At 40.7% G+C, this 24,652-nt stretch carries 24 protein-coding genes and 1 pseudogene; 19 read left to right on the forward strand and 6 right to left on the reverse strand.

From position 1 onward, the window contains the following. The first annotated feature begins 112 nt into the window (after window positions 1–112). From ACFOU2_RS20435 to glnA, 6 genes are all read left to right on the forward strand, one after another. Window positions 113–1,315 carry an ornithine--oxo-acid transaminase gene (locus ACFOU2_RS20435; protein ID WP_377918143.1) on the forward strand — a complete coding sequence of 401 codons (1,203 nt, stop codon included), beginning with the start codon at window positions 113–115 and terminating at the stop codon, window positions 1,313–1,315. Window positions 1,316–1,385: 70 nt separating this feature from the next. Then, on the forward strand, window positions 1,386–2,678 hold the full coding sequence (locus tag ACFOU2_RS20440) for a Glu/Leu/Phe/Val family dehydrogenase (RefSeq protein ID WP_377918144.1): 1,293 nt from the start codon (window positions 1,386–1,388) through the stop codon (window positions 2,676–2,678). Between the two features lie 102 nt (window positions 2,679–2,780). Further along, complete coding sequence (locus tag ACFOU2_RS20445) at window positions 2,781–3,035, forward strand: hypothetical protein (protein ID WP_377918145.1); 255 nt, start codon at window positions 2,781–2,783, stop codon at window positions 3,033–3,035. A 547-nt stretch (window positions 3,036–3,582) separates the two neighbouring features. Next, the gene (locus ACFOU2_RS20450) at window positions 3,583–5,019 is read left to right on the forward strand and encodes an amino acid permease (protein ID WP_377918146.1); all 1,437 of its coding nucleotides are present in this window, start codon (window positions 3,583–3,585) and stop codon (window positions 5,017–5,019) included. Window positions 5,020–5,148: 129 nt separating this feature from the next. Continuing rightward, on the forward strand, window positions 5,149–5,841 hold the full coding sequence (locus ACFOU2_RS20455) for a hypothetical protein (protein WP_377918147.1): 693 nt from the start codon (window positions 5,149–5,151) through the stop codon (window positions 5,839–5,841). A 326-nt stretch (window positions 5,842–6,167) separates the two neighbouring features. Continuing rightward, window positions 6,168–7,532, forward strand: a complete 1,365-nt coding sequence (glnA, locus tag ACFOU2_RS20460; protein ID WP_377918148.1) for a type I glutamate--ammonia ligase — start codon at window positions 6,168–6,170, stop codon at window positions 7,530–7,532. Window positions 7,533–7,917: 385 nt separating this feature from the next. Here glnA and ACFOU2_RS20465 read toward each other — a convergent pair whose 3' ends face one another. After that, window positions 7,918–8,145: a hypothetical protein gene (locus ACFOU2_RS20465; RefSeq protein ID WP_377918684.1), complete on the reverse strand. Its 228-nt coding sequence runs from the start codon at window positions 8,143–8,145 to the stop codon at window positions 7,918–7,920. A 268-nt stretch (window positions 8,146–8,413) separates the two neighbouring features. Here ACFOU2_RS20465 and ACFOU2_RS20470 point away from each other — a divergent pair, with 268 nt between their 5' ends. The 6 genes and pseudogenes from ACFOU2_RS20470 to ACFOU2_RS20495 all read left to right on the forward strand — a co-directional run bounded on the left by ACFOU2_RS20470 (window position 8,414) and on the right by ACFOU2_RS20495 (window position 12,318). Continuing rightward, on the forward strand, window positions 8,414–8,743 hold the full coding sequence (locus ACFOU2_RS20470) for a LysE family translocator (protein WP_377918149.1): 330 nt from the start codon (window positions 8,414–8,416) through the stop codon (window positions 8,741–8,743). Window positions 8,744–8,955: 212 nt separating this feature from the next. Next, window positions 8,956–10,188: an MFS transporter gene (locus ACFOU2_RS20475; protein WP_377918150.1), complete on the forward strand. Its 1,233-nt coding sequence runs from the start codon at window positions 8,956–8,958 to the stop codon at window positions 10,186–10,188. Between the two features lie 15 nt (window positions 10,189–10,203). Continuing rightward, entirely contained in the window at window positions 10,204–10,965 is a 762-nt protein-coding gene (locus ACFOU2_RS20480) for an alpha/beta fold hydrolase (protein WP_377918151.1), read from the forward strand. Window positions 10,966–10,978: 13 nt separating this feature from the next. Then, entirely contained in the window at window positions 10,979–11,713 is a 735-nt protein-coding gene (locus tag ACFOU2_RS20485) for a hypothetical protein (RefSeq protein WP_377918152.1), read from the forward strand. Window positions 11,714–11,804: 91 nt separating this feature from the next. Beyond that, window positions 11,805–12,038, forward strand: a pseudogene (locus ACFOU2_RS20490) (YuzF family protein); the annotation flags it as partial. Between the two features lie 52 nt (window positions 12,039–12,090). Then, window positions 12,091–12,318, forward strand: coding sequence for a hypothetical protein (locus ACFOU2_RS20495; RefSeq protein ID WP_377918153.1), 228 nt, complete (start codon window positions 12,091–12,093; stop codon window positions 12,316–12,318). Here ACFOU2_RS20495 and ACFOU2_RS20500 read toward each other — a convergent pair. Then, window positions 12,287–12,793, reverse strand: a complete 507-nt coding sequence (locus tag ACFOU2_RS20500) for a processed acidic surface protein (protein WP_377918154.1) — start codon at window positions 12,791–12,793, stop codon at window positions 12,287–12,289. The genes ACFOU2_RS20495 and ACFOU2_RS20500 overlap by 32 nt on opposite strands. A 366-nt stretch (window positions 12,794–13,159) precedes the next feature. Here ACFOU2_RS20500 and ACFOU2_RS20505 point away from each other — a divergent pair, with 366 nt between their 5' ends. Then, window positions 13,160–14,014: a hypothetical protein gene (locus ACFOU2_RS20505; RefSeq protein ID WP_377918155.1), complete on the forward strand. Its 855-nt coding sequence runs from the start codon at window positions 13,160–13,162 to the stop codon at window positions 14,012–14,014. A 157-nt stretch (window positions 14,015–14,171) separates the two neighbouring features. Here the strand turns inward: ACFOU2_RS20505 and ACFOU2_RS20510 are convergent, their stop codons facing one another. After that, a complete protein-coding gene (locus ACFOU2_RS20510) occupies window positions 14,172–14,801 on the reverse strand; it encodes an S-layer homology domain-containing protein (RefSeq protein WP_377918156.1) in 630 nt (209 codons plus the stop codon). A gap of 354 nt (window positions 14,802–15,155) precedes the next feature. Continuing rightward, window positions 15,156–15,290 (reverse strand): hypothetical protein, encoded by a 135-nt coding sequence (locus ACFOU2_RS20515; protein ID WP_377918157.1) that lies wholly within the window; start codon window positions 15,288–15,290, stop codon window positions 15,156–15,158. Window positions 15,291–15,486: 196 nt separating this feature from the next. Between ACFOU2_RS20515 and ACFOU2_RS20520 the strand changes: the two genes are divergently transcribed. The 5 genes from ACFOU2_RS20520 to ACFOU2_RS20540 all read left to right on the forward strand — a co-directional run bounded on the left by ACFOU2_RS20520 (window position 15,487) and on the right by ACFOU2_RS20540 (window position 20,429). Beyond that, window positions 15,487–15,930: a hypothetical protein gene (locus ACFOU2_RS20520; RefSeq protein ID WP_377918158.1), complete on the forward strand. Its 444-nt coding sequence runs from the start codon at window positions 15,487–15,489 to the stop codon at window positions 15,928–15,930. Window positions 15,931–16,219: 289 nt separating this feature from the next. Further along, window positions 16,220–16,636, forward strand: a complete 417-nt coding sequence (locus tag ACFOU2_RS20525; RefSeq protein WP_377918159.1) for a hypothetical protein — start codon at window positions 16,220–16,222, stop codon at window positions 16,634–16,636. A 361-nt stretch (window positions 16,637–16,997) separates the two neighbouring features. Next, the gene (locus tag ACFOU2_RS20530; RefSeq protein ID WP_377918160.1) at window positions 16,998–17,759 is read left to right on the forward strand and encodes an alpha/beta fold hydrolase; all 762 of its coding nucleotides are present in this window, start codon (window positions 16,998–17,000) and stop codon (window positions 17,757–17,759) included. Window positions 17,760–18,110: 351 nt separating this feature from the next. Continuing rightward, window positions 18,111–19,493 carry an aspartate kinase gene (locus tag ACFOU2_RS20535; RefSeq protein WP_377918161.1) on the forward strand — a complete coding sequence of 461 codons (1,383 nt, stop codon included), beginning with the start codon at window positions 18,111–18,113 and terminating at the stop codon, window positions 19,491–19,493. 462 nt (window positions 19,494–19,955) lie between these two features. Beyond that, window positions 19,956–20,429 (forward strand): DinB family protein, encoded by a 474-nt coding sequence (locus ACFOU2_RS20540; protein WP_377918162.1) that lies wholly within the window; start codon window positions 19,956–19,958, stop codon window positions 20,427–20,429. Window positions 20,430–20,469: 40 nt separating this feature from the next. Here the strand turns inward: ACFOU2_RS20540 and ACFOU2_RS20545 are convergent, their stop codons facing one another. After that, entirely contained in the window at window positions 20,470–21,093 is a 624-nt protein-coding gene (locus tag ACFOU2_RS20545) for a hypothetical protein (protein ID WP_377918163.1), read from the reverse strand. A 126-nt stretch (window positions 21,094–21,219) separates the two neighbouring features. Continuing rightward, window positions 21,220–22,602, reverse strand: coding sequence for an FAD-binding oxidoreductase (locus ACFOU2_RS20550; protein ID WP_377918164.1), 1,383 nt, complete (start codon window positions 22,600–22,602; stop codon window positions 21,220–21,222). Between the two features lie 248 nt (window positions 22,603–22,850). On the opposite strand from ACFOU2_RS20550, the gene ACFOU2_RS20555 reads away from it, so the two are divergent. Beyond that, on the forward strand, window positions 22,851–24,491 hold the full coding sequence (locus ACFOU2_RS20555) for a M20/M25/M40 family metallo-hydrolase (protein ID WP_377918165.1): 1,641 nt from the start codon (window positions 22,851–22,853) through the stop codon (window positions 24,489–24,491). Window positions 24,492–24,652: the final 161 nt, after the last annotated feature.

Here is a 24,652-nt window from a genome sequence, read left to right on the forward strand (position 1 = left end):
GTGGGCGGAAGTCCGTAAAGAGGGAAGAAGATTAAGCTGGAATATATATCGGAGGGAGTGAATGATCCTCCCTTCCACCTAGTACAATTAGACTTCAAGGGAGGAACAAACGATGATGACAACTACAAAATCAAGTCAAATTATCGAACAAACTCAAAACTATGGAGCGAACAATTATCATCCGCTGCCAATCGTTATTTCCGAGGCGGAAGGCGTATGGGTAAAAGACCCGGAAGGCAAAGAGTATATGGATATGCTAAGTGCCTACTCAGCGGTTAACCAAGGGCATCGCCATCCGAAAATCATCCAAGCGTTAAAAGACCAAGCAGACCGTGTAACCTTAACATCCCGTGCGTTCCATAACGATCAGCTTGGCCCATGGTATGAGAAAATTTGTAAGTTAACAAACAAAGATATGGCTCTTCCAATGAATACAGGGGCAGAAGCTGTTGAAACGGCGATTAAGGCAGCACGCCGCTGGGGCTATGAAGTAAAAGGAATTCCAAATAATCAAGCAGAAATCATTGCATGTGTCGGCAACTTCCACGGCCGCACGATGACAGCGGTTTCTTTATCATCAGAAGCAGAGTATCAAAGAGGGTTCGGGCCAATGCTTCCCGGCATTAAATTAGTACCGTACGGTGACATCGAGGCGCTAAAAGAGGCCATCACTCTAAACACAGCAGCATTTTTGATCGAACCCATTCAAGGGGAAGCAGGAATTGTATTGCCGCCGGAAGGATTTTTGAAGGCAGCCTCCGAATTATGTAAGGAGCATCAAGTTTTATTCATCGCAGATGAAATCCAAGTAGGGCTCGCTCGTACAGGAAAGATGTTTGCGTACGATTGGGAAGATGTGGAGCCTGACATGTTGATTTTAGGAAAAGCGCTCGGAGGTGGTGTGTTTCCGATTTCATGTGTCGTAGCAAACAAGGATATTTTAGGCGTCTTTAACCCTGGGTCTCACGGCTCTACGTTCGGTGGAAACCCGCTGGCTTGCGCCGTATCCGTTGCAGCGTTGGAAGTTCTTGAAGAAGAGGACTTATCACAACGCTCACTGGAATTAGGAGAATATTTCAAACAAAAGTTATTGGAAATTGACAACCCGATCATTAAAGAAGTTCGCGGTAGAGGCTTATTCATCGGCGTAGAATTGCATGAAGCGGCAAGACCATATTGCGAGAGGCTGAAAGAAGAAGGTTTATTATGTAAAGAAACGCATGATACGGTTATTCGTTTCGCACCGCCGCTAGTGATTTCGAAAGAGGATCTGGATTGGGCCATTGAAAGAATTCGCCGCGTATTATCCGCATAAGACCAGAAGGGGATTCCCTATATTTTTTGATTGAAACTATTATTCTATTATGATGCATGAGGTGTTAAGGATGCCTGCTCAAACGGTGTTAGATAGTCTCTCTAAAGAACAGCAACAAGAAAAAGAGTCGTTGAATTTATTTTACTCCACTCAAACAGTTATTAAAAATGCATTAAACAAACTAGGCTATACAGAAGAAGTGTATGAATTACTGAAGGAACCTGTTCGCCTGTTAACGGTCCGTATTCCTGTCCGTATGGATGACGGGACTGTGAAAGTGTTTACGGGGTATCGTTCCCAGCATAACGATGCCGTCGGTCCGACAAAAGGGGGGGTTCGCTTCCATCCAGAAGTGAATGAAGATGAAGTGAAAGCGTTGTCGATTTGGATGAGCTTAAAATGTGGAATCGCCAACCTTCCATATGGCGGCGGTAAAGGCGGAATCATATGCGATCCGCGTAAAATGTCGTTTGGTGAGCTGGAGCGCTTAAGCCGCGGGTATGTTCGGGCTATCAGTCAAGTCGTAGGGCCGACAAAAGATATTCCGGCGCCTGACGTGTATACGAACTCTCAAATCATGGCATGGATGATGGATGAGTACAGCCGGCTTCGTGAATTTGACTCACCTGGCTTCATTACAGGCAAACCGCTTGTATTAGGCGGTTCGCACGGTCGTGAAACAGCAACGGCACGCGGTGTGACGATTTGTATCGAAGAAGCCGTGAAGAAAAAAGGCATTGACTTGAAGGGCGCACGCGTCGTTATTCAAGGTTTTGGAAATGCGGGAAGCTTCCTGGCGAAATTCATGCATGATGCAGGAGCGAAAGTGATTGGTATTTCCGATGTATACGGAGGGCTCCATGATCCGAAGGGTCTGGATATCGATTATTTATTGGATCGCCGTGACAGCTTTGGAACGGTATCGAAGCTATTCAAAAACACGATTACAAATGAAGAATTACTAGAATTAGATTGTGATATTCTAGTTCCCGCCGCGATTTCAAATCAAATTACCGCGGAAAATGCAGATCGTATCAAGGCACCGATCGTCGTCGAAGCTGCAAATGGTCCGACAACACTTGAAGCGACGAAAATCTTATCAGAAAAAGGTATTCTTCTTGTACCAGATATTTTGGCAAGTGCCGGTGGCGTAACCGTTTCTTACTTTGAATGGGTACAAAACAATCAAGGATATTATTGGTCAGAAGAAGAAGTCGCAGAGAAGCTGCGCAAAGTGATGGTTGATTCATTTGAAAGCATCTATCAAACAGCCCAAACACATAAAGTTGATATGCGTTTGGCTGCGTATATGGTTGGAATCCGCAAAGTGGCAGAAGCATCACGTTTCAGAGGCTGGGTATAAGGTGATACGTCCATCAACGGGTGGGATAATCGCCCGTTAGGATGGAAGAAAAATCAAAATGAAAATAATAACTGGATGAATCGTAAGGAGTGGAGAAGGATAATGAAAAGTGTTATCGAAACAATTTACAGTCCTTGTTCAGGCACCGTAGAAAAAGTTTTAACAAAAGAAAGCAGCCATGTATATGAATGGGAGAGACTGTTTTTAATTAAAACAAATGATGGGAAACTTGAAGAAGTCAAAGTAGGCATCAGCGGTTATATTACATCCTTACAAGTACAGCCAGGCGAAAAAGTTAATGAATATGAAGAGTTAGCCAAAATTAAAGATGATTTCATTATCACAGGTTGTGATTAATAGATCGTCCCGTCAATCGGTTTTTTCGGGACGATGAAGAGAAGCTGTCCGTTCCATCCTGATTCAGGAGTCGGACAGCTTCTTTTTTGTAGTCTCTATCAAAAAACAATGGTGGTTTTCTTATTCGGTGAAAGGATAGTTTAGATGGACAAAATTTTTGTTTTGTTAACTGTTCGATGATAAGCCTTGCCATTTGTCTTCCTAATTCAGGTCCTTCGGAATTATCGATTGGGTAATGCACTCCTGTAAACTTGATTTTTCATTATAGTATGTAAACCTATTTCTAGTTGCATAGGGAAAAACATCGTCTTTTTGTGGAAAAATCTTTCATAAAAAATTTTGCGTACATGTGCAAAATTTTTAAACAAAAGTGCCAAATTAATAGGCACTTTTGTTCAAAAAATGTTAACGATTGTAGGGTTTGAAGTTGGCATGGAACTTGCATATTTAATTGTTTGAAAATATAAATATCACAGAAATTTCGTCATTTTGTTTCTATGAGTTTATGTAAGCGTATTCAACGTTATGGGAGAAAAGGAGAGGTTGAATGAACACGACAGAACATCAAACACATGAATTAAAACGGACAATGAAATCAAGGCACTTATTTATGATTTCCCTAGGAGGGGTCATAGGGACGGGTTTTTTCCTTGGCTCGGGTTTTACGATTCATGAGGCAGGCCCAATCGGTGCTATTATCGCTTATTTAGTGGGCGGGTTTATTATGTATTTAACGATGCTTTGTCTCGGTGAACTTTCTGTAGCCATGCCGGTATCCGGTTCGTTTCAAACATATACAACGAAGTTTATTGGCCCGGGAACCGGTTTTGCCATTGGCTGGTTATACTGGCTCGGGTGGGCTGTAACGGTCGCATTGGAGTTTTTGGCCGCAGGACAGCTCATGCAGCGCTGGTTTCCGGATTCTCCAGTTTGGATGTGGTGTGCGATTTTCGCTGCATTTCTCTTTTGGCTGAATGCATTGTCTGCTAGAGCGTTCGGTGAAGCGGAGTTTTGGTTTTCGGGCATTAAGGTACTTGCGATTATTATGTTTATCGTTCTTGGTGGTGCCGCGATGTTTGGGTTTATCGATATGAAGGGTGGACAAGAAGCACCATTCTTAGCCAATTTCTTCGCAGAGGGATTGTTTCCAAATGGAATCACTGCATTGCTTATTACGATGATATCAGTGAACTTTTCATTCCAGGGAACTGAACTCATCGGTATCGCGGCAGGGGAAAGCGAGGATCCGGAAAAAACGATTCCTCGTTCCATTAGACAAACCGTATGGCGAACGCTTGTCTTCTTTGTTTTGTCTGTATCGATTGTTGCGGCGATGATTCCGATGGACAAAGCCGGAGTGGTAGAAAGTCCATTTGTGGTTGTATTAGACAGCATTGGTATACCGTATGCAGCTGACATCATGAACTTTGTTATTTTAACGGCGCTATTATCTGTTGCCAACTCTGGTCTTTATGCAGCAACGCGTATGCTTTACTCTCTTTCGAAGGAAGGGATGGCCACTGGGGCTCTTGGAAAAGTCAATAAAAGAGGAGTTCCGATGAATGCTCTCGTTTTAACATTTTGCATTGCATTGCTGTCATTGCTTTCCGGTGTAGTTGCAGAGGAAACCGTGTTCATGTGGCTTCTCTCGCTTGCGGGATTGGGAGCGCAAGTGGGGTGGATCGCCATTACGGCATCTCAGCTGGCGTTTAGGAGAAAATACATTCGTCAAGGCGGTAGAGTGGAAGATTTAAAATTTAAAACCCCCCTTTATCCGTTCCTTCCGGGGTTAGCCGTAACGTTAAACAGTATTGTATTGATCAGTTTGGCATTTGATGCTGAACAACGCGTAGCCCTATATTGTGGAGTTCCATTTATGATCGCTTGTTATTTAATCTATCATCTTCGGATTAAGAAAAAACAAAACACTGTCTCTCAGCACCAGGAAATTCAATTGAATTCCGACAAGAAAATGGTCATCTAACAAAAAGTCAGCCGCTTTTGGCTGGCTTTTTGTTCTTTCCTTTTTCAAGTGATCCATTAGACTCTCGTACAGTCGCAAGCACCAGCTCCGCATATGATAATACAAGTCGTGATAAGGGAGTGTGCTTGTTTGGATTCGGGTGCTCTGATTTGGCAAAAGCAAAGACCCTATATTGAATTATATATATTTGTAATGAAAGAGTTACATGTTGAAAATCCTGATATTGAAAAGCGGATTCAACGTGACGTGGCAGTGGCTGAAAGGCTTTGGGGAATCGGAATAAGGACTCACATTCATTATTTGTCTTCGCCGTATGCTGTTAAGAAAAAAGAGATTATGAAAAACATCGGTTCTCTTCAAACTCGAAAACTTTTCAGAAGGGGACAGGAAGTGAGTGCAGATACAAATGATATTCATGTATATTATATATCCCAATCTTACTTAAAGGGTGGAAAAGGGTCAGGCGTTATCGGGCTGTATTATGGAGGAATTCCGAAAATTGGGCGGGGTCCGAGTTATAAGATCCTTTCTTCAAAAAAAAAATATAATGCCATTTTTATCGGAAACCAGCCGGAAGGTCAGTATATTTTAGCTCATGAAATCGGTCATGCCTTTTTTTATAATCATCCTCTCTTAGAGGGGTACGATCCTGAGACGTTAGGGAGGAACCAACCCCCCCAAATCCATCACCCGCATCAGAATAATCTAATGTTTTCATCCGTTCCAACGGATTCCTATCAGCCGCCTCGTATTGTTACCAGAACCCAAAGACGAATGGCCCTTCAAAGCGGCATTGTAAAAGTAATATCGAAAAAAAGATGACCGCATGAATATCAAAGAGTCAGATCTCTGAGGGACTGTCGGTCAATATTTTATTTTTGCTTTGAAATCGTAATGAAACATAGAGAGAAGGGCCCGTCATGAAAATCCAGCAACATCAAGGGATTCAGTGACGGGTCCTTTCAATCAAAATCAACTTTTGTGATGGATTGGAGATTCTTTTTCATTCGCAAACAATGAAAGTGTTTTCTATCAAAAAAATGATAAAAATACAGAAAAATTAATAAAAAAGTATTGTAAAAATAGAGAAGTTTCAATATAATAAACCCATGTTATAAATTAAGACGTTGAATGTGAGGTTATCTGACATGACTCAAACAATTTTATCTGAAATGGAAAATCATACAGCGGTACTTGAACAAATTAAAGAGACGATTAAAGAAAAAAGCGTAGAACTTATTCATTTACAATTCGTTGACCTCGAAGGAATCTTAAAAAACATTACAGTAACGGTTGATCAATTGGAAGATGTAGTAGAAGGAAAGCAAATGTTTGATGGTTCTTCTATTAAAGGATTTTCTCCTATTAATAAATCAGACCTTTACCTTTTACCGGATTTAAATACATTTGCGGTATTGCCTTGGACAGTAGAAGAGGGATATTCAGAAGCGCGTTTCCTTTGCTCTGTAACAAACCCGGACGGAACTTTATTTGAAGGCGATACTCGAAACGTATTAAAGAAAACAGTAGATCGCGCAGCGGAAAAAGGCTATACCATCTCTGTTGGCCCAGAGTTAGAATTTTTCCTTTTCAAAGCTGATGAGAATGGAAATCCAACAATGGAACTTGGAGACAACGGCGGTTATTTCGAGCCATCTCCAAAAGATCTTGGGGAACGCGTTCGTTTAGAAATTTACCGCGCATTAAAAGCAATGGGCTTCACAATCGAAGCTTCTCACCATGAAGTGGCAGAAGGACAGCATGAAATCAACTTCAAATATGCAGATGCTTTAGGTGCAGCAGACTATGCGACTACATACAAATGGGTCGTAAAAACAATCGCAAGCAAATACGGCTTACATGCGACATTTATGCCAAAACCAGTATTCGGTATTAATGGTTCAGGTATGCACGTAAACATGTCATTCTTCAAAGACGGCGAGAATGCATTCTACAATCCGGAAGATGAACTTCAACTTTCTGAAACAGCATACCAATTCATTGCTGGTTTAATTGAAAGCGTAAAGGGCTTTGCGGCAATCACAAACCCGCTTGTAAACTCATATAAGCGTCTTGTACCAGGCTATGAAGCTCCTTGCTATATCGCGTGGTCTGCTTCAAACCGTTCTGCTTTAATTCGTATTCCAGCGAAAAAAGGCATGGCAACACGCGTTGAGCTTCGTTGTCCAGATCCATCTGCAAACCCTTATTTAACATTTGCGGTAATCGCAGCAGCAGGTCTTGATGGAATCGAAAACGGCTTAACAGCACCTGCTTCTATTAATGAAGATATTTTCCACATGTCAGAAGAACGCCGTGCTGAGCTTGGAATCGAAAACCTTCCAGGCAGCTTGGAAGCATCAGTAAAAGAATTGGAAAATAGTGAACTAGCACGCAAAACATTAGGCGAGCACGTATTTGGTGAATATGTAGAAATGAAAAAAGCCGAATGGGACAGCTACCGGACAGCCGTTCATACTTGGGAATTAGTGAACTATCAAGCTAAATTCTAATAGAAAAAAGCAATGATTCCTTTTATTTGGTGAAAAACCGGTAATTGAAGGAATCGTTGCTTTTTTAATAAAATATTAATAGTATCCTAGAGAAATGCGCTATGGAAATGGAAGAAAAGACACGGGAGCACCGTGTCTTTTTTTTTGCCAAGGTGACCATGTAAATTTAAAGCAAACGTTAACGACAAAGGGGCTGCAACGGGAACAGGATGCGTTTTAACAAAGAGTACTTAATGGTTCTATCATCAAAATTAGCCTAGTAAGTGAAAATATAAAATCAACAAAGGGACTGACCCAAAAGAACACATAAAGTGACATTTTGGAGTCAGCCCCTTATTTCTTTTTTTTCATGAGAGCCAAATGATCACGAATGGCTCTTTATTATTTAGCGCTTGTTCTTAGATTCCCAAGTAATGGAAGGTTCGGACGGTTGCGAATCATGCTCCGTCAGGAACTGCTGCAAACCGGCCAAATCATCGGTGTTGATGAAATCGACACCAGCTTTCAAAAGTTCATGCCAAATAGCTTCTCGCTGTGGAGAGGCGGTGTCCGGCGTCGCCCAAAAGCGGACCTTCTGGCCATTAGCATGAGCGGTTGAAACGATGGTATTCAGTTTCTCCCTTTCCTATTAAGATGTATTCCGCGTATCATACTATAGAAAAATCTACAAAATTCAAAGTGAAATTCTACAATTTTACAATCTTTTACGAATGCTTGATATAGCATTAATAAAAAAGCTTGATTTTTTTATAATACAAACAAAAAAGTTTTAAAATGTAAAAAAATTACATTTTTCTGCAGCTAGCGCAACAATCAAAACAATAGTGTCTTGATTTGAAAGAAAAGAGGCGGCACATTTTCTTGATGTAAAAGAAGAGCGGGTGACGGTCTTATTTGACGAATACAAGCGGGAAAACCGGGCATCAGGAGGTACCTGCACTCAATCAAATTGGGTGAAGGGTTTGGAGAGGCTGCTGGCTTTGCTGCCGCAATTCGTGTCGGCAAAAGCGGGTCACCCCGTACTTCAAATGGTCGTACTCGGATCGGTGTTTATGCTTCAAGCTGTGGTAACCTTTACCCTCATCGCTTTATTCGCAGGCAATGTTGGTCAAAAGCTGCTTCAGCATCCGCGTATGAATGGATATATCAATAAAGGAAAAGCGGGCCTTTTTGCCATTATCGGCATACGCATAGCCCTTGCTGAAAAATGAGGCGCCAATTTATGAACGAGTTGGTTACACTCTTTAAAGACGAAGAAAGCCGGTCGGCCCTGTTCAATTTGATCGTCATTAAAAAAATTATGATATGGACTCTTAAAGAAATCTGCTTTTCAGGCAGGTTTCTTTTTCTTTGATGTTTATTCTCGGGATTTTGCGAAAAAATAAAAAAGATTGTATCAATGGAACATCAAAGGAGTATAGCCATGAAGAGCACAACCACTAAGCAGAAGGGCGGTATCCTGGCAGTCATCTCTCTCTCCTCGATTCCGCTGGTGATGACGTTAGGAAATTCGATGCTGATCCCAGTATTGCCTACAATGGAGAAAGAATTGAATATTTCTCCGTTTCAGTCCAGTCTGATCATTACCATTTACTCTATTTTTGCCATCATTTGTATTCCGATTGCAGGCTATTTGTCAGACAGGATCGGAAGAACAAAAGTAATTGCGCCCAGTTTGATTTTAGCGGGGATTGGCGGTGCCATAGCAGGCTTTGCAGCCGGCATGGATGATAAAGCTTATTTGATAGTAATGATGGGGCGTGTGCTGCAAGGAATTGGAGCAGCAGGAGCCATGCCAATCGTTTTGCCGTTGGTAGGGGATTTCTTCGGTGATGATGAGAAAAAGGTCAGCAGCAGCCTTGGAAAAATTGAAACAGCCAATACGTTTGGCAAAGTATTGAGCCCTATTTTGGGGGCTTTTTTAGCAGGGCTGTTTTGGTACTTGCCTTTTTACGCAATTCCGGTTTTATGTGCTCTTTCCATTATCTTGATCCTTTTATTTGTGAAACCTCCTAAAACGAAACAGGAATCAACGCCGTTTCGTGAATTTATCCATTCATTAAAAGACATTTTTAAAAGAGAAGGACGCTGGTTGTATGCGATTTTCGCTATTGGGGGGATTATCATGCTAGTGCTGTTTGGTGTCCTTTTTTATCTATCCAACACCCTTGAAAAAGAACAAGCCGTTACAGGTATAAAAAAGGGGTTGTTTTTATCCATTCCGCTCGTCAGCCTTTGTTTGGCTTCGTATGTAACCGGAGAGAAAATCGAGAAAAATAAAGTGTTGATGAAATGGGTCATCGTGATTGGCCTAACATTATCAGCAATGACATTGTGTGTTGCTGCTTTTATGGATAGTGTTTGGTGGCTGCTGGCCATTATATTTGTAAGCGGAATAGGCATTGGAGCAAGTCTTCCGGCATTAGATGCGCTCATTACAGAAGGGATTGAAAAGGAGGAACGGGGAACAATTTCGTCATTGTACAGTTCCATGCGGTTTATCGGTGTAGCAGTGGGGCCGCCCCTTTTCGCGGTATTAATGAATGATTATGATCAGTGGATTTTTTTCGCGGCCGCTCTTTTTTGTCTTCCTGCATTATTGCTTTCTTTTTTTGCTATCAAACCTGAAAAGGAAAGAAAGCTCCAGCATATATAGGGGAGGGGGATTATTATGCAAGAATTATGGATGGATGGTAAAAAGATATGCTATGAAAAACATGGCCGGGGTACACCGATTATATTCATTCATCCTCCCGGAATGGGAAGAATGGTATTTCGCGAGCAAAAGCAGCTATGTGATCGATTTCAAATTATTACAGTTGATTTAAGCGGTCATGGAGATAGTGATACCCGTATAGAGAGAGTCACGATTTCCATATACACGGAAGAGGTTCTGCAGTTGTTGAACGCCCTGCATATAGAACAAGCTGTTATATGCGGTTATTCAGCAGGGGGATCCATTGCCCAGGAGTTTGCGTTTACGTACCCTGAGAGAACGAGAGCCCTCATTTTGTCAGGCGGTTATCCTCTTGTCAGCACCTCCGTTATAAAAACGGTTCACATTTTGGGAATCAAACTGTTGCCAAAACAATCTTATTTTCTTTCAAAGGTCATTTCCACCAGCCATACAAAAGAGCCTTATTTTCAACAGCAGCTTAAGGAGCATATGAATAAAGCAAATCCGAATGTTTGGAGGCAGTTTTACAAGCTGTCTTATCATTACGATTGTCGGGAGCAGCTTCCGTCACTTCGCTGTCCTGTATTGCTTTTATACGGAAGCAAATCGGATTATATTAACAAATATTTATCATTTTATCAAAAGGCTGTGCCTCATGTTCAATATCACATTATTCAGCAATGCACCCATCAACTGCCGACAAGAAGATGGAAGGAATTCAATGAGGTGGTGGGAGAATTTGTATCCAGACTGTAAGAAGCTTCAGGACATGGACTTACATTATTTTGCTTCTCGCATCCTTCAATTGCCGGATAAAGAGGAGTATGAGAAAGCTGATTTGCTGACATCCTCTTTTTTGCTTCATCGAAAAGGGGATGTTTCCATTTTTTATGCAGCCCACAATGAGGTAGTCAATGAACAAGCAAAAGTATTTATTGTAGGGATTACCCCGGGATGGAAGCAAATGGAGCGATCAATTTATACAGCGAGGAAGTGTTTAGTGCAAGGTTTGTCTTTAGAAGAAACAGCACAGGCCGTCAAGAAGGAATGCCGCTTCTTTGGCTCCATGCGGCATAACATAATAGTGATGTTAAATGAACTGGAATTACCGAGTTATTTAGGTATCGATGATTGTGAAGAGTTGTTTCATTCAAAAGAGCATTTATTACATACGACTTCACTCATTAAACATCCTGTGTTTGTAAACGGGAAAAATTACACCGGTCACAACCCTTCACTTTTAAAAGAGAACCTGTTCAATCAGTATTTAGGGTGCTTTTTTGAAAAGGAACTAATGGTCCTTGAAGGTGTTTTGATCATCCCGCTTGGGAAAGCGGTAGAAACAGTATTGAGGGGATTTGTAAATCAGAAGGCCATTACAGAAAAACAATGCTTGTTCGCCTTTCCGCATCCATCCGGAGCCAATGGACATCGGCGCAAACAGTTCGCCCTCCATAAAGAACTGCTGATATCCAAAGTCCGGCACTTTTTTGCCGGAGATTAGTTATGTTAAGATCTAGTTCGGTCTTTCATCACCTAGATGGGCTCCACGTCATACACTAGAGCGAATGCTGAGATGGAAGGAGCCCTGCGGAATGAGCTATTATGAAGAAGAAGATTATCGCGCCCCTAGAATGATCAGTGTGGTCGATCCGTATGTATTTCAAACACTGCAGTCAGTAATGGGAAAAAATGTGGTCATTCAAACAACAAGAGGCAATGTGCGCGGGACTGTAATAGATGTGAAGCCCGATCATGTAGTAGTTCAGGATGAAAACACACCGTTTTTTGTCCGTATTCAGCAAATTATTTGGATTATGCCGAAGCAAATTGACTATGGGCTATGTACTGAAAGCGGCAACAGGGGTGGATATGAGGAAGATGCCGCCGATTCCTAATCTTGATAACAAAGTGTTTGAAACCGCGAGAAAATTTGAAGAAGTGGGGATTAACCCCAAGCTTTATACATGGAATTTTGAAGGTCAATATAAGGATATCGCGTTAATGTGGAAAGGCGCCAATCCGACTGAAGGCCAGCCGCCTGAAGCAGTAGAGGGAACCCCTTACCCCATAATAATCAAGGGTTTGAAGCTGTCTTTGGAAGTTTAGCGCCTTTTACGGTCTTATGTTCCGCCGATTTTTTAGCCATGATTTTTCCTTTTTGTGCTTTAAGCGGAGCTTTTGGTTTTTCTATTTTAGCCGCTGTTTGTTGCTCTACTGTTTTTGTTACATCTTCGGCGGATTCCTCGATTTGTTCACCGGCATCAATAACCGTTTCGGAATCGACCATTTCACCCGTGACGATCATATCTGCTAACAATTGACCGTCTGTGCTGTATATTGTTACCTTCAAGTTGGCATCTTTAAGCTCTTCTAACCCCATTAAGTCTGAAAGAGATAACGGACTTTCGGAATCTCCCTTAACAAGGCTAAAGGATGTTTTTAACTTAAAGATGGAAAGTAGTTCCTCGTAGATGGACGCTATTTCAGCAATTGCAGGGGCTATATTAAGATTTTTTTGTTTTATTGTCGTCGTTCGACAAAAATCTGCGCCATTGCTAATAAGATAGTTACGGAAATACAAACAGAATACAAAAGATGAAAAATGATGAAGAAATCATCATGTATCTCAGCGGTTGTATGACGAAGGGCATGCATTGGGAAAAGAAGGCGGGTACAATGAAAAAAGCTGGGATATGTTATCATCCGAGCTTTTTAGTTTACATAATTATATTTATGTAAACTAAATTTGTATAGAAATTATATGTAAAAAGAATGACTTACTTTTAATGTACGGATTCGGAGGCGGGTTAACCCGGTGCGGCTTGCTTTTATGGTGGACTTGTTAATGGATGTTGCCCTTAATAAAATGCATGTTTTTCCATATATTAAAAGTCATTGAAAGTGAGGTGTCCTGAAAAAATAAGAAAAAATATAGAGGAGAATTTCAATGTTTAACAAAAACATCTACATACCGTTAATTTTTGTTTTTGTATTGGCCTTTTGTCGCATACATTTAGCATATGCCGCTGAATTAGAAGATGAAGATCTTCCCATCAGCTTTAAGATTGAAATGTTACCTTGGGATAAAGTAGATAAAATCATTCCAAATAAAACAAAATTCACGATCATCGATATGGAGACGGGGAAGAAATTTGATGTACAGCGAAGAGCGGGAAGCAAACATGCGGACGTACAGCCGCTGACGACAGAAGATACTCGTATCATGAAAGAGATTTATAATGGAAAATGGAGCTGGAAAAGAAGGGCGGCCATTGTCTTGATTAATGACCAATTAATCGCTGCCTCGATGCATGGGATGCCGCATGGGGCGGGTGCGCTGCAAAATGGCTTCCCGGGACATTTTTGTGTTCATTTTTCCGGGAGTACGACACATAGCTCAAAAAACCCAGATTTCCCGCATGAACTAATGATTTTGAAGGCAGCCGGCAAAATGGATGAATATTTAAATAGTATAAGTCCGGAAGAATTGGTTGAAGTGTTTACTGAAGCCGTCAATCAAGGCGATAAAACCTTGGTTGACCTGACAATGACACATTTTTATAAACGTGAATCGTTTGAGAAGTTGATTGGGGAAATCAATTATTTGGATGTAGGCAGCCTATCGGCCATTCATCCGGAAGAAACATCTGGTTTGATGATGGTGGAAGTACCGGCTAAAGCAGTCTTTTATACAAAGGAAAAAGGGAAGGTAAAAAAGACGATATCCTTCATTATACGAAAAGACGGACTTGTTGATCGCTGGCAGATTGACAGCCAATCCTTATATGGCGAATTGAAGTAAGGTTGATGAATGAAACAGTAAAGAACGTGCCATATAAGCCGTTTTTAGGTTATTTATCTCATGGTCAGAAGTCGCCATAGTTGCTGTTTTAACGTTAAGGGGATTTTTGCAAATGAAAGAAGCACCCAGGGGTAAATCCCGGGGCGCTTCCTCGTTTTTATTCTTCTTCATCCAGCAGGATCAGTGTACGGAATAGAAAGCTTGCGAATTGAGCACGAGTAACCGGCTCTGTAGGACGAAATTGTTCAACATTTGTGATGCCGTATTCAGACAAAATCTTAATATAATCACGGAACTCAGGAGAGGCTTTATCTAAGTCTGTAACGATGCTTTCTTCACCCTCTAAATGTTCTAAGCCAAAACCTTCAACCAGAACTTTAGCCATTTGTTGACGAGTCATGTTAGAAGAAGGCTTTAAGTAACCGTTTGATCCTGTCATAATTTGCTGAGTGTAAACTTCATATGCCGCTTTTACTAGTTCAGGATCCGCTGTTACCGGTACATCTTTAAATACCTCTTTCAATTCACCTTCACCTTCGATCATGCGTGCAAAAATTTTGGCTACTTGACCGCGGCTGATGTTATTATTCGGTTTGAACGTGCCATCGCTATATCCATTAATGATGCCTTCATCAGACAGAATATCGATTGCATCGAAATGAACGTTCGTTTCAGACACATCTTTAAAGGTTGCCGCACTTGCTGCCGTTGGAATAAGTGCTCCGGCTACTACAGCTGCTGTCGCGGTAGAAGCTAAAAGCTTTTTGATTCTTTGGCTTTTGAACATCGTAAAATTCCCCCTAGCTTTATTAAAGCGTTATGTAGATAGAACAAATGAACAACTTTTTTTGTCAATCCATGTTTGTATTGAGAAAACATACCGTTTATTTGCTATCTTGAAATACATTATCATGGACTACCTGATAATAAAATAAGCCTTTGTTCATGAAATGAATAGTAAAATATAAGGATTTTTAATGAGGATTAAGATCATTCTGGAGGGGGAAATGTTTTAGTTTAACTTATTAAAAATAAAGCGGGATATCTTCAAGTGATTACTATCAAAAAATAAAAAGCTTTTAAGATGGCTTTATACACAAACTACCCCAACAATCTTATGTGCATGTTGGGGTAGTTCTTTTTACTCGCTTGATTGCGTCGTATTGAAAAATTCTGTTTCCTGAACATCGGAATCATTCGTTTTTTCTTTCATGCCCATTTTGTCGTCGGATTCATAACTCAATCTAAATGATTCGTTGTTTTGTTCTTTTTTCATATGCTCACCACCTCGTTTATCATCGTTTCAAATTCTGTTGTAATTTATTCAAAGTTTTTATGGTGTCGTTTATTATTTTGAAACAAGCCGTTATAGGGACTGCGTAAATAAGACTTTAACTAGGAAAAGATATCCAGATTTTTGCTATAATCAATGGTGAAAATACATTTTTCTATCTATACAGGGGGGTTTTTTAATGAACAATGATTTGCTCCGTCATTACGTAGCCACGCTTTCTTATAGAGCTTCAAAAGCTTTCAAGGATGCTCCGAAACAATATCCGGATTTTGAAGCAGGCAAGGATGTGAGGCAGCCTGTCGAGATCTTGAATCATATGTCAAATGTTTTAACATATGCCCTGAACTCTTATGGAGAGGAAGAAGAAAGCTTTTCGGAGCTTAAAAACTGGGAAGAGGAAATTGAACGATTTTATCGGATCGTCGAAAAGTTAGACCAGGTCATTGCAAAAGGTACAGAACCCCATCCTTTGACGATTGAACAGATTGTGCAAGGTCCGCTTTCAGATGTTATGACGCATATCGGTCAACTGTATACGCTGCGGAGGTTGGCCGGCTCCCCGGTAACGAAGGAAAGTTTCATAAAAGCAGACATACGTATTGGGAAAGTGAGATACGAATAGAAATAGGAGGATGACTCGATAGGTATGCCTTTTTATACCCTTTGAGTCATCCTCATCAAAAAGAAGATATATCCACCTCAGTACATTATATGTCATTTATCCAGGATTGTTTGGGCTTGTACTAACAACTGTGGTCCATAAATAAAAAGCTAAAGATCAAATGACCTTTAGCTTTCCACGATATTAACTCTAGAGTAGGCAGGCTTTTAAGGAGTGATTTCCTTTCACAAAATCATTATATGTAACACAAAAGTTATTATTCATTTATTTTGATACGGGAACAAATATTTTGTTACTTAAAACAAATTTGTTGTCTAAGAAGTTATCTGGAAAACAATATCAGGAGATTTATCCATTTGTTATCTTGTCAGGAGAGAATGAAAGAGGAAAAACCCTCTTTTTGTCGAAAATAAAAGACGGAAGGAGAGGGTTAAAAGTGATCTATGATAGAGATTTAGAATTAGAAGAATTTATTGATTCTTTGTCAACCAGAATTAGAGATGTCTTCAAATATATGAGGCAAGAGTATGAATGTATTACGAACTTTGGAGAAAATTATAACCCTGAAGAACATGACCCTATCGTAGCTCACTTGGCTAGCAATAAATTTGAAATAAAGACCGAGCATGCTAGTCAAATTTATATAAATGTACAAATGATGATTCGTGAGTTTTATCGTTATCGCAGAGGAGCAGATAAGGAATAACGTAAATAGAATTGTGGAATTAAGTCACTCTTAACGAGTGGCTTTTTATTTGGTCTCAAAGCAGGAAGGTACATTCATTAGGAAAAGTAGCCATTGTTGATATATCGGTAATCTGATTTGGTCAGCCTCTTTATTTTTTTAACAGCTCCCAACGCCGTTCCCTTTTTTTATCATGTTGCATATTTAACAGTAACAAGGTGTAGTTGGACAGTAAAAGGACCCCAAAAATGTAAGCGTTTCAATTCGGCTTTTTTATTCATTTTCCAATAACTGAATATTTCCTGTTGTTTAAATAAGGAAATAGAGGGATAAACTGAAAATGATGACAAGATCGTTTATCTTGGAAAGGAGTTTAATTGTGATGTTGCCATATCATCTAGTGGGTGAGGGGGAACCAATTCTCTTTCTTCACGGACTTGGAAACACGAAAAGCCTTTGGGATTCGCAACTTGAGCTTTCTGACAATTATCAACTCATTATTCCTGATTTAAGAGGACATGGGGAAAACCCAAACAAAGAAGACATCAACTTGCCAAATTTAGCGGATGATGTAATAAAACTAATGGATGCATTATCTCTTTCCTCTGTCCATGTTTGCGGACTATCAATGGGAGGTCTGGTTGCGTTTGAACTATTCAAACAAGCACCTGAACGCATTCGTTCCATTGTGTTAACCAATACAACTGCCTATTGCATACCTTGGTTAATTGATTCAAAGGTATATGAGGATATCCATCATTCCGACAATCAAAAGGTAAAACAAGACATTATTGACCGCTGTTTATATAAAAGAGATGAGGAAGTGCTAGAGAAGACAAGCCGAAGTTTTAACATTCACAAGGAGGCATTTATAGAGGCTTCAAAACAATGTTCCTTAGCTAATTATCTTTACTTGTTGCCTTTTATAAAAGTACCGGTCCTCATAATTAGTGGTGTACACGACAGAGTAACCCCACCGCTTCTAGCCTATCAAATGAAAATGGGTATGCCCCACGCACGGTTCCACTCCTTGAACAATGGGCATTTATCCAATATCGAAAACTCAACGTCCTTTAATAAAATCATCGATGAATTTATTGCGGACCAGATAGACAAACGAAAAAGAACACGTTATTTCTTATAAGATTATAAGAAATAACGTGTTCTTTTTCGTCGTTATCAAAATGGAAATGAAGTTGCGCTCACCTGTGCATAGTAAAAATATCATGATGGGAAAAGATATGACCAAGTCGGCGTACTCCAACAAGATTTGCGTCAATTTCCGCAAAGGAAAACAGTTTTACACTATGTGCAGCAAGAAAGAAAGTATTCTTTCCCCTGATGCCATTCGCATCATTTTAGGGCGTCTTCGCTTTAGGGAAAATGATGTGCATAAATTTTTAGAAAAATTCGATATTCACTCTTTAAAACAATTAAAATTGTGCTATCATAAGAGAATCAATGGAATGATTTTCAAAAAGAAGGTGTGTCTAACATGAAAGTAGCAAAATTTGGCGGCAGCTCTGTAGCAAATGCTGCACAATTTCAAAAAGTGGCGAAAATCGTCATGGCGGATCCCGAGCGAAAAGTAATTGTGGTTTCAGCCCCGGGAAAACGTTTTAAGGAAGATATCAAAATGACGGATATGCTTATTTCACTTGCTGAACAAGTGAAGGAAGGCGGAGATACTACCGGACCGGTACGCCAAATTGTTGATCGATATGCTTCGATTGCAAATGAATTAGGGGTGGATTCTGCCATTCTTGAGCGTATCGAGGAAGATTTAAACGATTTGATTGTGTCTTTACATAATGAAGAACCAACCCGCTTGTTAGATGCCATTAAAGCAAGCGGTGAAGATAATAACGCTAAATTGATGGCTGCCTATTTGAGCCAGCTTGGTGTAGAGGCGCATTATGTAAATCCAAAAGAAGCGGGTATTTTTGTGACAGATGAGCCTGGAAATGCTCGCGTGCTGCCGGAGTCATACAAAAAAATTGCTGAACTTCGCAATCGGACAGGTGTCTTGGTTGTTCCAGGATTTTTTGGCTATTCGACAGAAGGGAAGGTCATCACGTTCTCGCGCGGCGGTTCGGACATTACAGGTTCCATTTTAGCGGCTGGCGTGAAAGCCGATCTGTACGAAAACTTTACGGATGTAGATTCAATATACAGTGTCAACCCGATGATCGTACCCAATCCGAAAGAGATTAAAGAATTAACGTACCGTGAAATGCGTGAGCTTTCTTATGCGGGCTTTTCCGTTTTTCACGATGAAGCTCTCGAGCCCGTTTATAAAATGGGCATTCCGGTTTGCGTTAAAAATACAAACAATCCGCAGGCACCGGGTACGTACATTGTAGCAAAGAGAAATCATAATGACTCACCTGTAGTAGGGATTGCAAGCGATGACGGTTTCTGCAATATTCACGTTGATAAATATTTAATGAACCGTGAAATTGGATTTGGCCGTAAGTTACTTCATGTCCTGGAGGATGAAGGCATTTCATATGAGCATACGCCTTCAGGAATCGATAACATTTCCGTCATTTTACGTGAACATCAATTTGACGAAGACGTAGAAAAGCGCGTGTTTGGCCGTATTCAAAGAGAATTGGATGTCGACAGCGTTTATGTGGAACGCGGCTTGGCCCTTATTATGGTCGTAGGTGAAGGAATGAACCAATCAGTCGGGGTAGCTGCAAAAGCAACAGAAGCTTTTGCCCGTGCCAATGTCAACTTAGAGATGATCAATCAGGGTTCTTCTGAGGTTAGCATGATGTTCGGAGTCAAAGCAGACGGCGTCAAAAAAGCGGTAAAATCTCTTTACAATGTCTATTTTAATGAAATGATGACCATTTCTTATTCGAAGATTTAAATATATAAATCAATGGACGTGGATAAAAAACATCCACACCCAATGCAACTGATTCAAGATGAAAGGCAATCAAACAATAACTTTGTTGATTGCCTTTTTCTTACTTGCCCTGTTACTGCTTTCAAACGAGTTCAAAAGCAAAGGAAGGTCATTAATATAAAAACTGAAGTATTGCGAAGTAGGGATATTTCCATTTTCATCGTTCGAATAAATTAAGGATGATAGATCCGTTGGTTTTTCATGAGGGGAGATTGATCAAATCCCCGATTCTTTCGGAAAAAGTCAACAATCTCAATGATCAAGCGTATAAAAAAGCATCAAAAGGCATGTATGCGTAAATCATGTAGCATGGACCGTTTTTGTCCATGTTACATGATTTAGGTGGATTCATATATTTTGCTATTGGCCAATATCCACCTTATAATAAAATGGAAAGCAACCTATCTATAAGGGGGAGTAACAATGAGTACAGCACAAAGTTTCACAAACAGCTGGCTGCGTCATCGATTAGTGGCAAATGAGATTGTAGAAATGGTTTCAGATGAGCATCTGGATTTTCGTCCTTGGGAAAAGGCGATGACATTAAAGGAACTTGTGTTACATATGCTGTTTTCAGCTGACATGTTTACAGAAGCGGTGAAACAAGGAGCATTTGTTCCTGCTGCTGGAGCTCAAGCAACTGTAGAAACAGCAGAGCAGTTAAAGCGGCTCGTGCAAGAAGTGACGGCTAAAACAAGAGCAGCAATGGAAAGCTTATCGGATGAACAATTCACCGATTTAGTGGATTTAACGAAACTGTTCGGTACTAAAATGCCTGGTAAGTCCCTCTTACATGTGATGCGTGATCATGAGATTCATCATAAAGGGCAGCTATATGTCTATGCCCGTATGATTGGTTTAGATAACCTGCCTATGTTTGTTAAACAACAGTTATAATTCAACATAAACGAATGTCCCGACAGCCTGATAAAATCGATCATCGGGACCTTTTGGTGAGGAAAGCGAAAAAAGAAACGGGTGAGTTAATAATCAGCCGTTTCTTTTTTAGTTTAGACGATAAGGCATGATAAAACGCCTCTGCATTATCCGCATTAAGAAGTATACGCTCCGTTTTTTTCTTGATACCGTACATATAGCAAGCCTCTACGGGTTCATTCAATACAATTTCAAACATTGGTTTTTCTTTCATAAAATCGGCCACTGTAGCATCAAAGATAGTTTTTTGCTTATGTTTACTCAGTTTTTCGGGACCGTCATACTGTTTGATGGTCTTAATGGCATCAAGGGGAATGACCATGCTTTTTGCTAAGCCGATTTGTAACGTTAAGGTCTTATTGGTAAGCTTGATCGGGCATAGCCGAATGGCTTGAATTTCACCTAAAAAGAAAAATAGTGTATACACGTTCAGGGCAAGAAGCACCCATGCAAGGACTTCGTTCCATTGGTGCAAGAAATAGTGAAAACCAACACTTTCTAAAGCGAGAGCATGAATGAGCATGATATGAAGTGCGACAGTGCTCGTTTTTGTATGGAATGTAAAGATTTGACCGTCTTTAACCGGAGCTTTTTTCTTCCACGAAAATAGTGCATAGTAGAACATAGTGATTTCACTTAGATAAATTTCACCGATACGATTCATAGTAAAGTGTTGTTTTCACACATTGTTCAAAATAGATGATATGAGTCAACAAATAGAAAAAAGTGCCCAGCCAGCCGGGCACTTTTTCTATTTGATTTGAGGTACGGCAGCAGGAAGCAACTTGCCGGGATTTAATATGTTGTTTGGATCTAACATCTGTTTCACTCCAAGCATGATTTGTAATGACTCTCCATGCTCTTCTTGCTGGTATTTGATCTTGCCGATTCCAACTCCGTGTTCCCCTGTGCATGTTCCCCCGAGCCGGAAGGCATATTTTACGATTTCTTCGTTTAATTTCTCCATTTTATCAACATGTTCTTGATTTTCGGGATCGTACATGACCAACGTATGGAAATTCCCGTCTCCGATATGACCTAAAATCGCTCCATCCAAGTCATAATAATCGATGCGTTCCCGTGTGTAATCCACAATATCAGGGAGGGTGGAGATTGGTACACACACATCGGTTCCCATTGCCCGTAATTTCGGACTGCTGTGTCGGAACGCATACGAGAGTTCATGACGTGCTTTCCATAACAAAGCACGCTTGTTGGAATCAGACTCGAATACAAAATCCGTACAGTCATGTTCTTTTAACAATTGCTGCACAAACTGAACATCTTCTTCATTGCCGGCCTCATTTCCGTGAAATTCCAAAAACAGGGAAGGGAGAACAGGATAATCAGTTCCGCTGTAATCGTTCACCTGTGCGATGGAGCGGGCATCCACCAGCTCCATACGGGCCATGGAAATACCGGCCGACAAAATGGAAATGGCTGCTTCCACGCAGTTCCTGACAGTAGGGAAGCAGGCACGTGCCGCTAGAATCGACTCGGGAATTCCGTGAAGTTTCAGCGTAATTTCCGTGAAGATGCCTAATGTTCCTTCCGAACCGACAAATAGGCCGTTTAAATGATAACCGGAAGAAGATTTTTTCGCTAAGCTGCCTGTATGGATGAGACGGCCGTCTGCCAGGATTACTTCTAAGTTAAGAATCTGGTCGCGCATGACCCCGTAACGAACGGCTGTCGTTCCGCTGGCATTAGTCGAGGCCATGCCGCCGATTGTGGCATCCGCCCCGGGATCGACCGGGAAAAATAAACCGTACTTTTTCAATTCCTGATTCAACTGAATGCGTGTAACACCCGGCTGTACTTTTACTATTAAATCTTGCGGCCGAACTTCCACGATGGCATTCATGTTTTGGAAATCCATCGAAATGCCTTTATGTATGGGAATGGAGTGACCTTCCAGACTGGAGCCGACCCCAAACGGTACGATGGGAATGCGATGTTCATTCGCATACTTCACCACTTTTTGGACATCCTCTCTGTTTGTTGGAAAGACGACTGTATCCGGCATGGCTGGATCGTGATTGGATTCATCCTTGCTGTGCTGCAGGAGAATCGTTTCATTGATCGAGACATTTTCCTCCCCAATTAATGCGACTAAATCATGAAATAGATTCATAGATACCACCTTTTTAAAAGAAAAAATATTTAGAAAATTTTGTTTACACAAATATTACCATAAACTATAATCGTCTGTATACAGAATAACGGAATTCGGGAAACTCATGTCTAGTTAGCATATGAAAGATTAGTAGGATTAAAGATTGAATATAAACTTAAACATGTTGTGCCATAACAATATCAACTTTATTTTAGATGGCTCAGTGAGAGAGGCTTTTAAAAGTATATGAAAGGGAGGGAGCGGTCATGAGAGGAAAAGAGAAAATGCAATCAAAAAGCCAACTGATAGATTTATTATGCGAATTAGTTGCCATTAAAAGTATAACCGGTACATACGCTGAAATCGAGATGGCAAAAACTGTGGTGGGTAAGCTAACGCAACTCAACTATTTCCAGGGCCATCCCGAATATTTGCAGCTTCATCCCACAGGCGATGGCCGGTACTTCGTTACAGCCCTTCATAAGAAAGAAAACGCCCGGAAAACGATTGTTTTAGTTAGTCATTTTGATGTCGTCGATGTCGAAGATTATGGAGTGCTGAAAGAGTATGCTTTTTATCCAAAGGTATTAACGGAATTGATGCAAAAACGAAAAGAAGAATATCCTTCTCATGTGCAAGAAGACCTGGAATCCGGTGAATGGCTGTTTGGACGCGGAACGATGGATATGAAATGCGGACTGGCCATCCATATGGCGCTCATTGAGCAGGCATGTTTAGGAAAGTTTGACGGAAATCTTCTATTATTAACGGTACCGGATGAAGAGGTGAATTCTGTCGGTATGCGTACTGCCGTACCGGTGTTAGTGGAAATGGCAAAGGAATATGACCTCCAATATGAGCTTGTGCTGAATTCAGAGCCGACCTTCTCCCTTTATCCGGGGGATAAAAATTACTACATGTATACAGGATCGATAGGGAAAATATTGCCGGGATTTTTATGTTACGGGCAGGAAATGCATGTAGGTGAACCGTTCTCAGGGCTGAATGCGGCATTGATGAGCGCGATGGTAACAACAGAAATGGAGCTAAATACGAATTTTTGTGAAATGGCTCCGTTCCAAGAGAGTCCGCCCCCGACAGCACAGCTGCAAAAAGATTTAAAAACCGATTATTCTGTTCAAATTCCACACAGATCGGTTAGTTTATACAATTTACTTTTGATGGAGCGTTCGATTGAAAAAACGGTGGATATGCTGTTGGAAACAGCGAAAAAAGCCGCTGAAAAGATTGAACGATTTTATCATCAACGAGTGGAAGAATATGCTCGTTTACACTGGAAAGAATCAATTGATAAAACGATAAGCGTCAGCGTGTATACGTTTGAACAATTGCGAAGTTATGCGGTTTTAACGTTTGGAACAGAACATATCGAGGCATTGGAGCAAAAAGTATGGGAGAAAAGCGGGGGAATGAGTGACAGGGAGCTTTCCATCCAACTCGTCGATGAGTACGCCATGTTGTGTAATGAACTGGGGCCGATGATCATTTTGTTTTTTGCTCCTCCTTTTTACCCGGCAGTGGAAACAAGCGGTCATCCACTGATCCAACAGTTGAGGGAAGAAATGACCGAATATGCGCAAAAAACATACCATATTCCCCTCATTTCGCTTCATTATTTTAATGGCATTTCAGACTTGAGTTATGTCGGGTTAAAAGAAGAGCTGAGCGGAGTCACTGCCTATACCGGAAACGTCCCTGTCTGGGGTGAAACATACAGCATTCCGTTTCACGAATTGAAACAACTGGATGTTCCTGTATTAAACTTTGGTCCCGTTGGCCGTGATCCGCATCAACAAACAGAACGGCTGCATGTGGACTATGCGTTCGTGAAATTAAAGGATATGTTGGAGAAATTGGTGTGTACAGTATTTAGCGATAAAGGATAAGGGTTGTTAATCCAAAAGCAGGAGAAATAGACAGTTCACTGAATAGCAGTTTCGTCAAGGGATCCGTATAAGAAAGAGCGGGCAAACGGTATAAAGATAACTTGGTCATTCTTCTTGATACAGGGTTTCTTCATTTAAAAGAGGTTGTCCCATAAGTCTCT

The organism is Bacillus songklensis (genome assembly GCF_042649685.1).
Classification (GTDB): Bacteria; Bacillota; Bacilli; order Bacillales; family Bacillaceae_H; genus Bacillus_BA; species Bacillus_BA songklensis.

Coding starts and splice junctions, on each gene's coding strand:
- ACFOU2_RS20435 (WP_377918143.1), top strand. CDS start 113: ATGATGACAACTACAAAATCAAGTCAAATTATCGAACAAACTCAAAAC.
- ACFOU2_RS20440 (WP_377918144.1), top strand. CDS start 1,386: ATGCCTGCTCAAACGGTGTTAGATAGTCTCTCTAAAGAACAGCAACAA.
- ACFOU2_RS20445 (WP_377918145.1), top strand. CDS start 2,781: ATGAAAAGTGTTATCGAAACAATTTACAGTCCTTGTTCAGGCACCGTA.
- ACFOU2_RS20450 (WP_377918146.1), top strand. CDS start 3,583: ATGAACACGACAGAACATCAAACACATGAATTAAAACGGACAATGAAA.
- glnA (WP_377918148.1), top strand. CDS start 6,168: ATGACTCAAACAATTTTATCTGAAATGGAAAATCATACAGCGGTACTT.
- ACFOU2_RS20475 (WP_377918150.1), top strand. CDS start 8,956: ATGAAGAGCACAACCACTAAGCAGAAGGGCGGTATCCTGGCAGTCATC.
- ACFOU2_RS20480 (WP_377918151.1), top strand. CDS start 10,204: ATGCAAGAATTATGGATGGATGGTAAAAAGATATGCTATGAAAAACAT.
- ACFOU2_RS20485 (WP_377918152.1), top strand. CDS start 10,979: ATGGACTTACATTATTTTGCTTCTCGCATCCTTCAATTGCCGGATAAA.
- ACFOU2_RS20495 (WP_377918153.1), top strand. CDS start 12,091: ATGCCGCCGATTCCTAATCTTGATAACAAAGTGTTTGAAACCGCGAGA.
- ACFOU2_RS20505 (WP_377918155.1), top strand. CDS start 13,160: ATGTTTAACAAAAACATCTACATACCGTTAATTTTTGTTTTTGTATTG.
- ACFOU2_RS20510 (WP_377918156.1), bottom strand. CDS start 14,801: ATGTTCAAAAGCCAAAGAATCAAAAAGCTTTTAGCTTCTACCGCGACA.
- ACFOU2_RS20515 (WP_377918157.1), bottom strand. CDS start 15,290: ATGAAAAAAGAACAAAACAACGAATCATTTAGATTGAGTTATGAATCC.
- ACFOU2_RS20520 (WP_377918158.1), top strand. CDS start 15,487: ATGAACAATGATTTGCTCCGTCATTACGTAGCCACGCTTTCTTATAGA.
- ACFOU2_RS20530 (WP_377918160.1), top strand. CDS start 16,998: ATGTTGCCATATCATCTAGTGGGTGAGGGGGAACCAATTCTCTTTCTT.
- ACFOU2_RS20535 (WP_377918161.1), top strand. CDS start 18,111: ATGAAAGTAGCAAAATTTGGCGGCAGCTCTGTAGCAAATGCTGCACAA.
- ACFOU2_RS20540 (WP_377918162.1), top strand. CDS start 19,956: ATGAGTACAGCACAAAGTTTCACAAACAGCTGGCTGCGTCATCGATTA.
- ACFOU2_RS20545 (WP_377918163.1), bottom strand. CDS start 21,093: ATGTTCTACTATGCACTATTTTCGTGGAAGAAAAAAGCTCCGGTTAAA.
- ACFOU2_RS20550 (WP_377918164.1), bottom strand. CDS start 22,602: ATGAATCTATTTCATGATTTAGTCGCATTAATTGGGGAGGAAAATGTC.
- ACFOU2_RS20555 (WP_377918165.1), top strand. CDS start 22,851: ATGAGAGGAAAAGAGAAAATGCAATCAAAAAGCCAACTGATAGATTTA.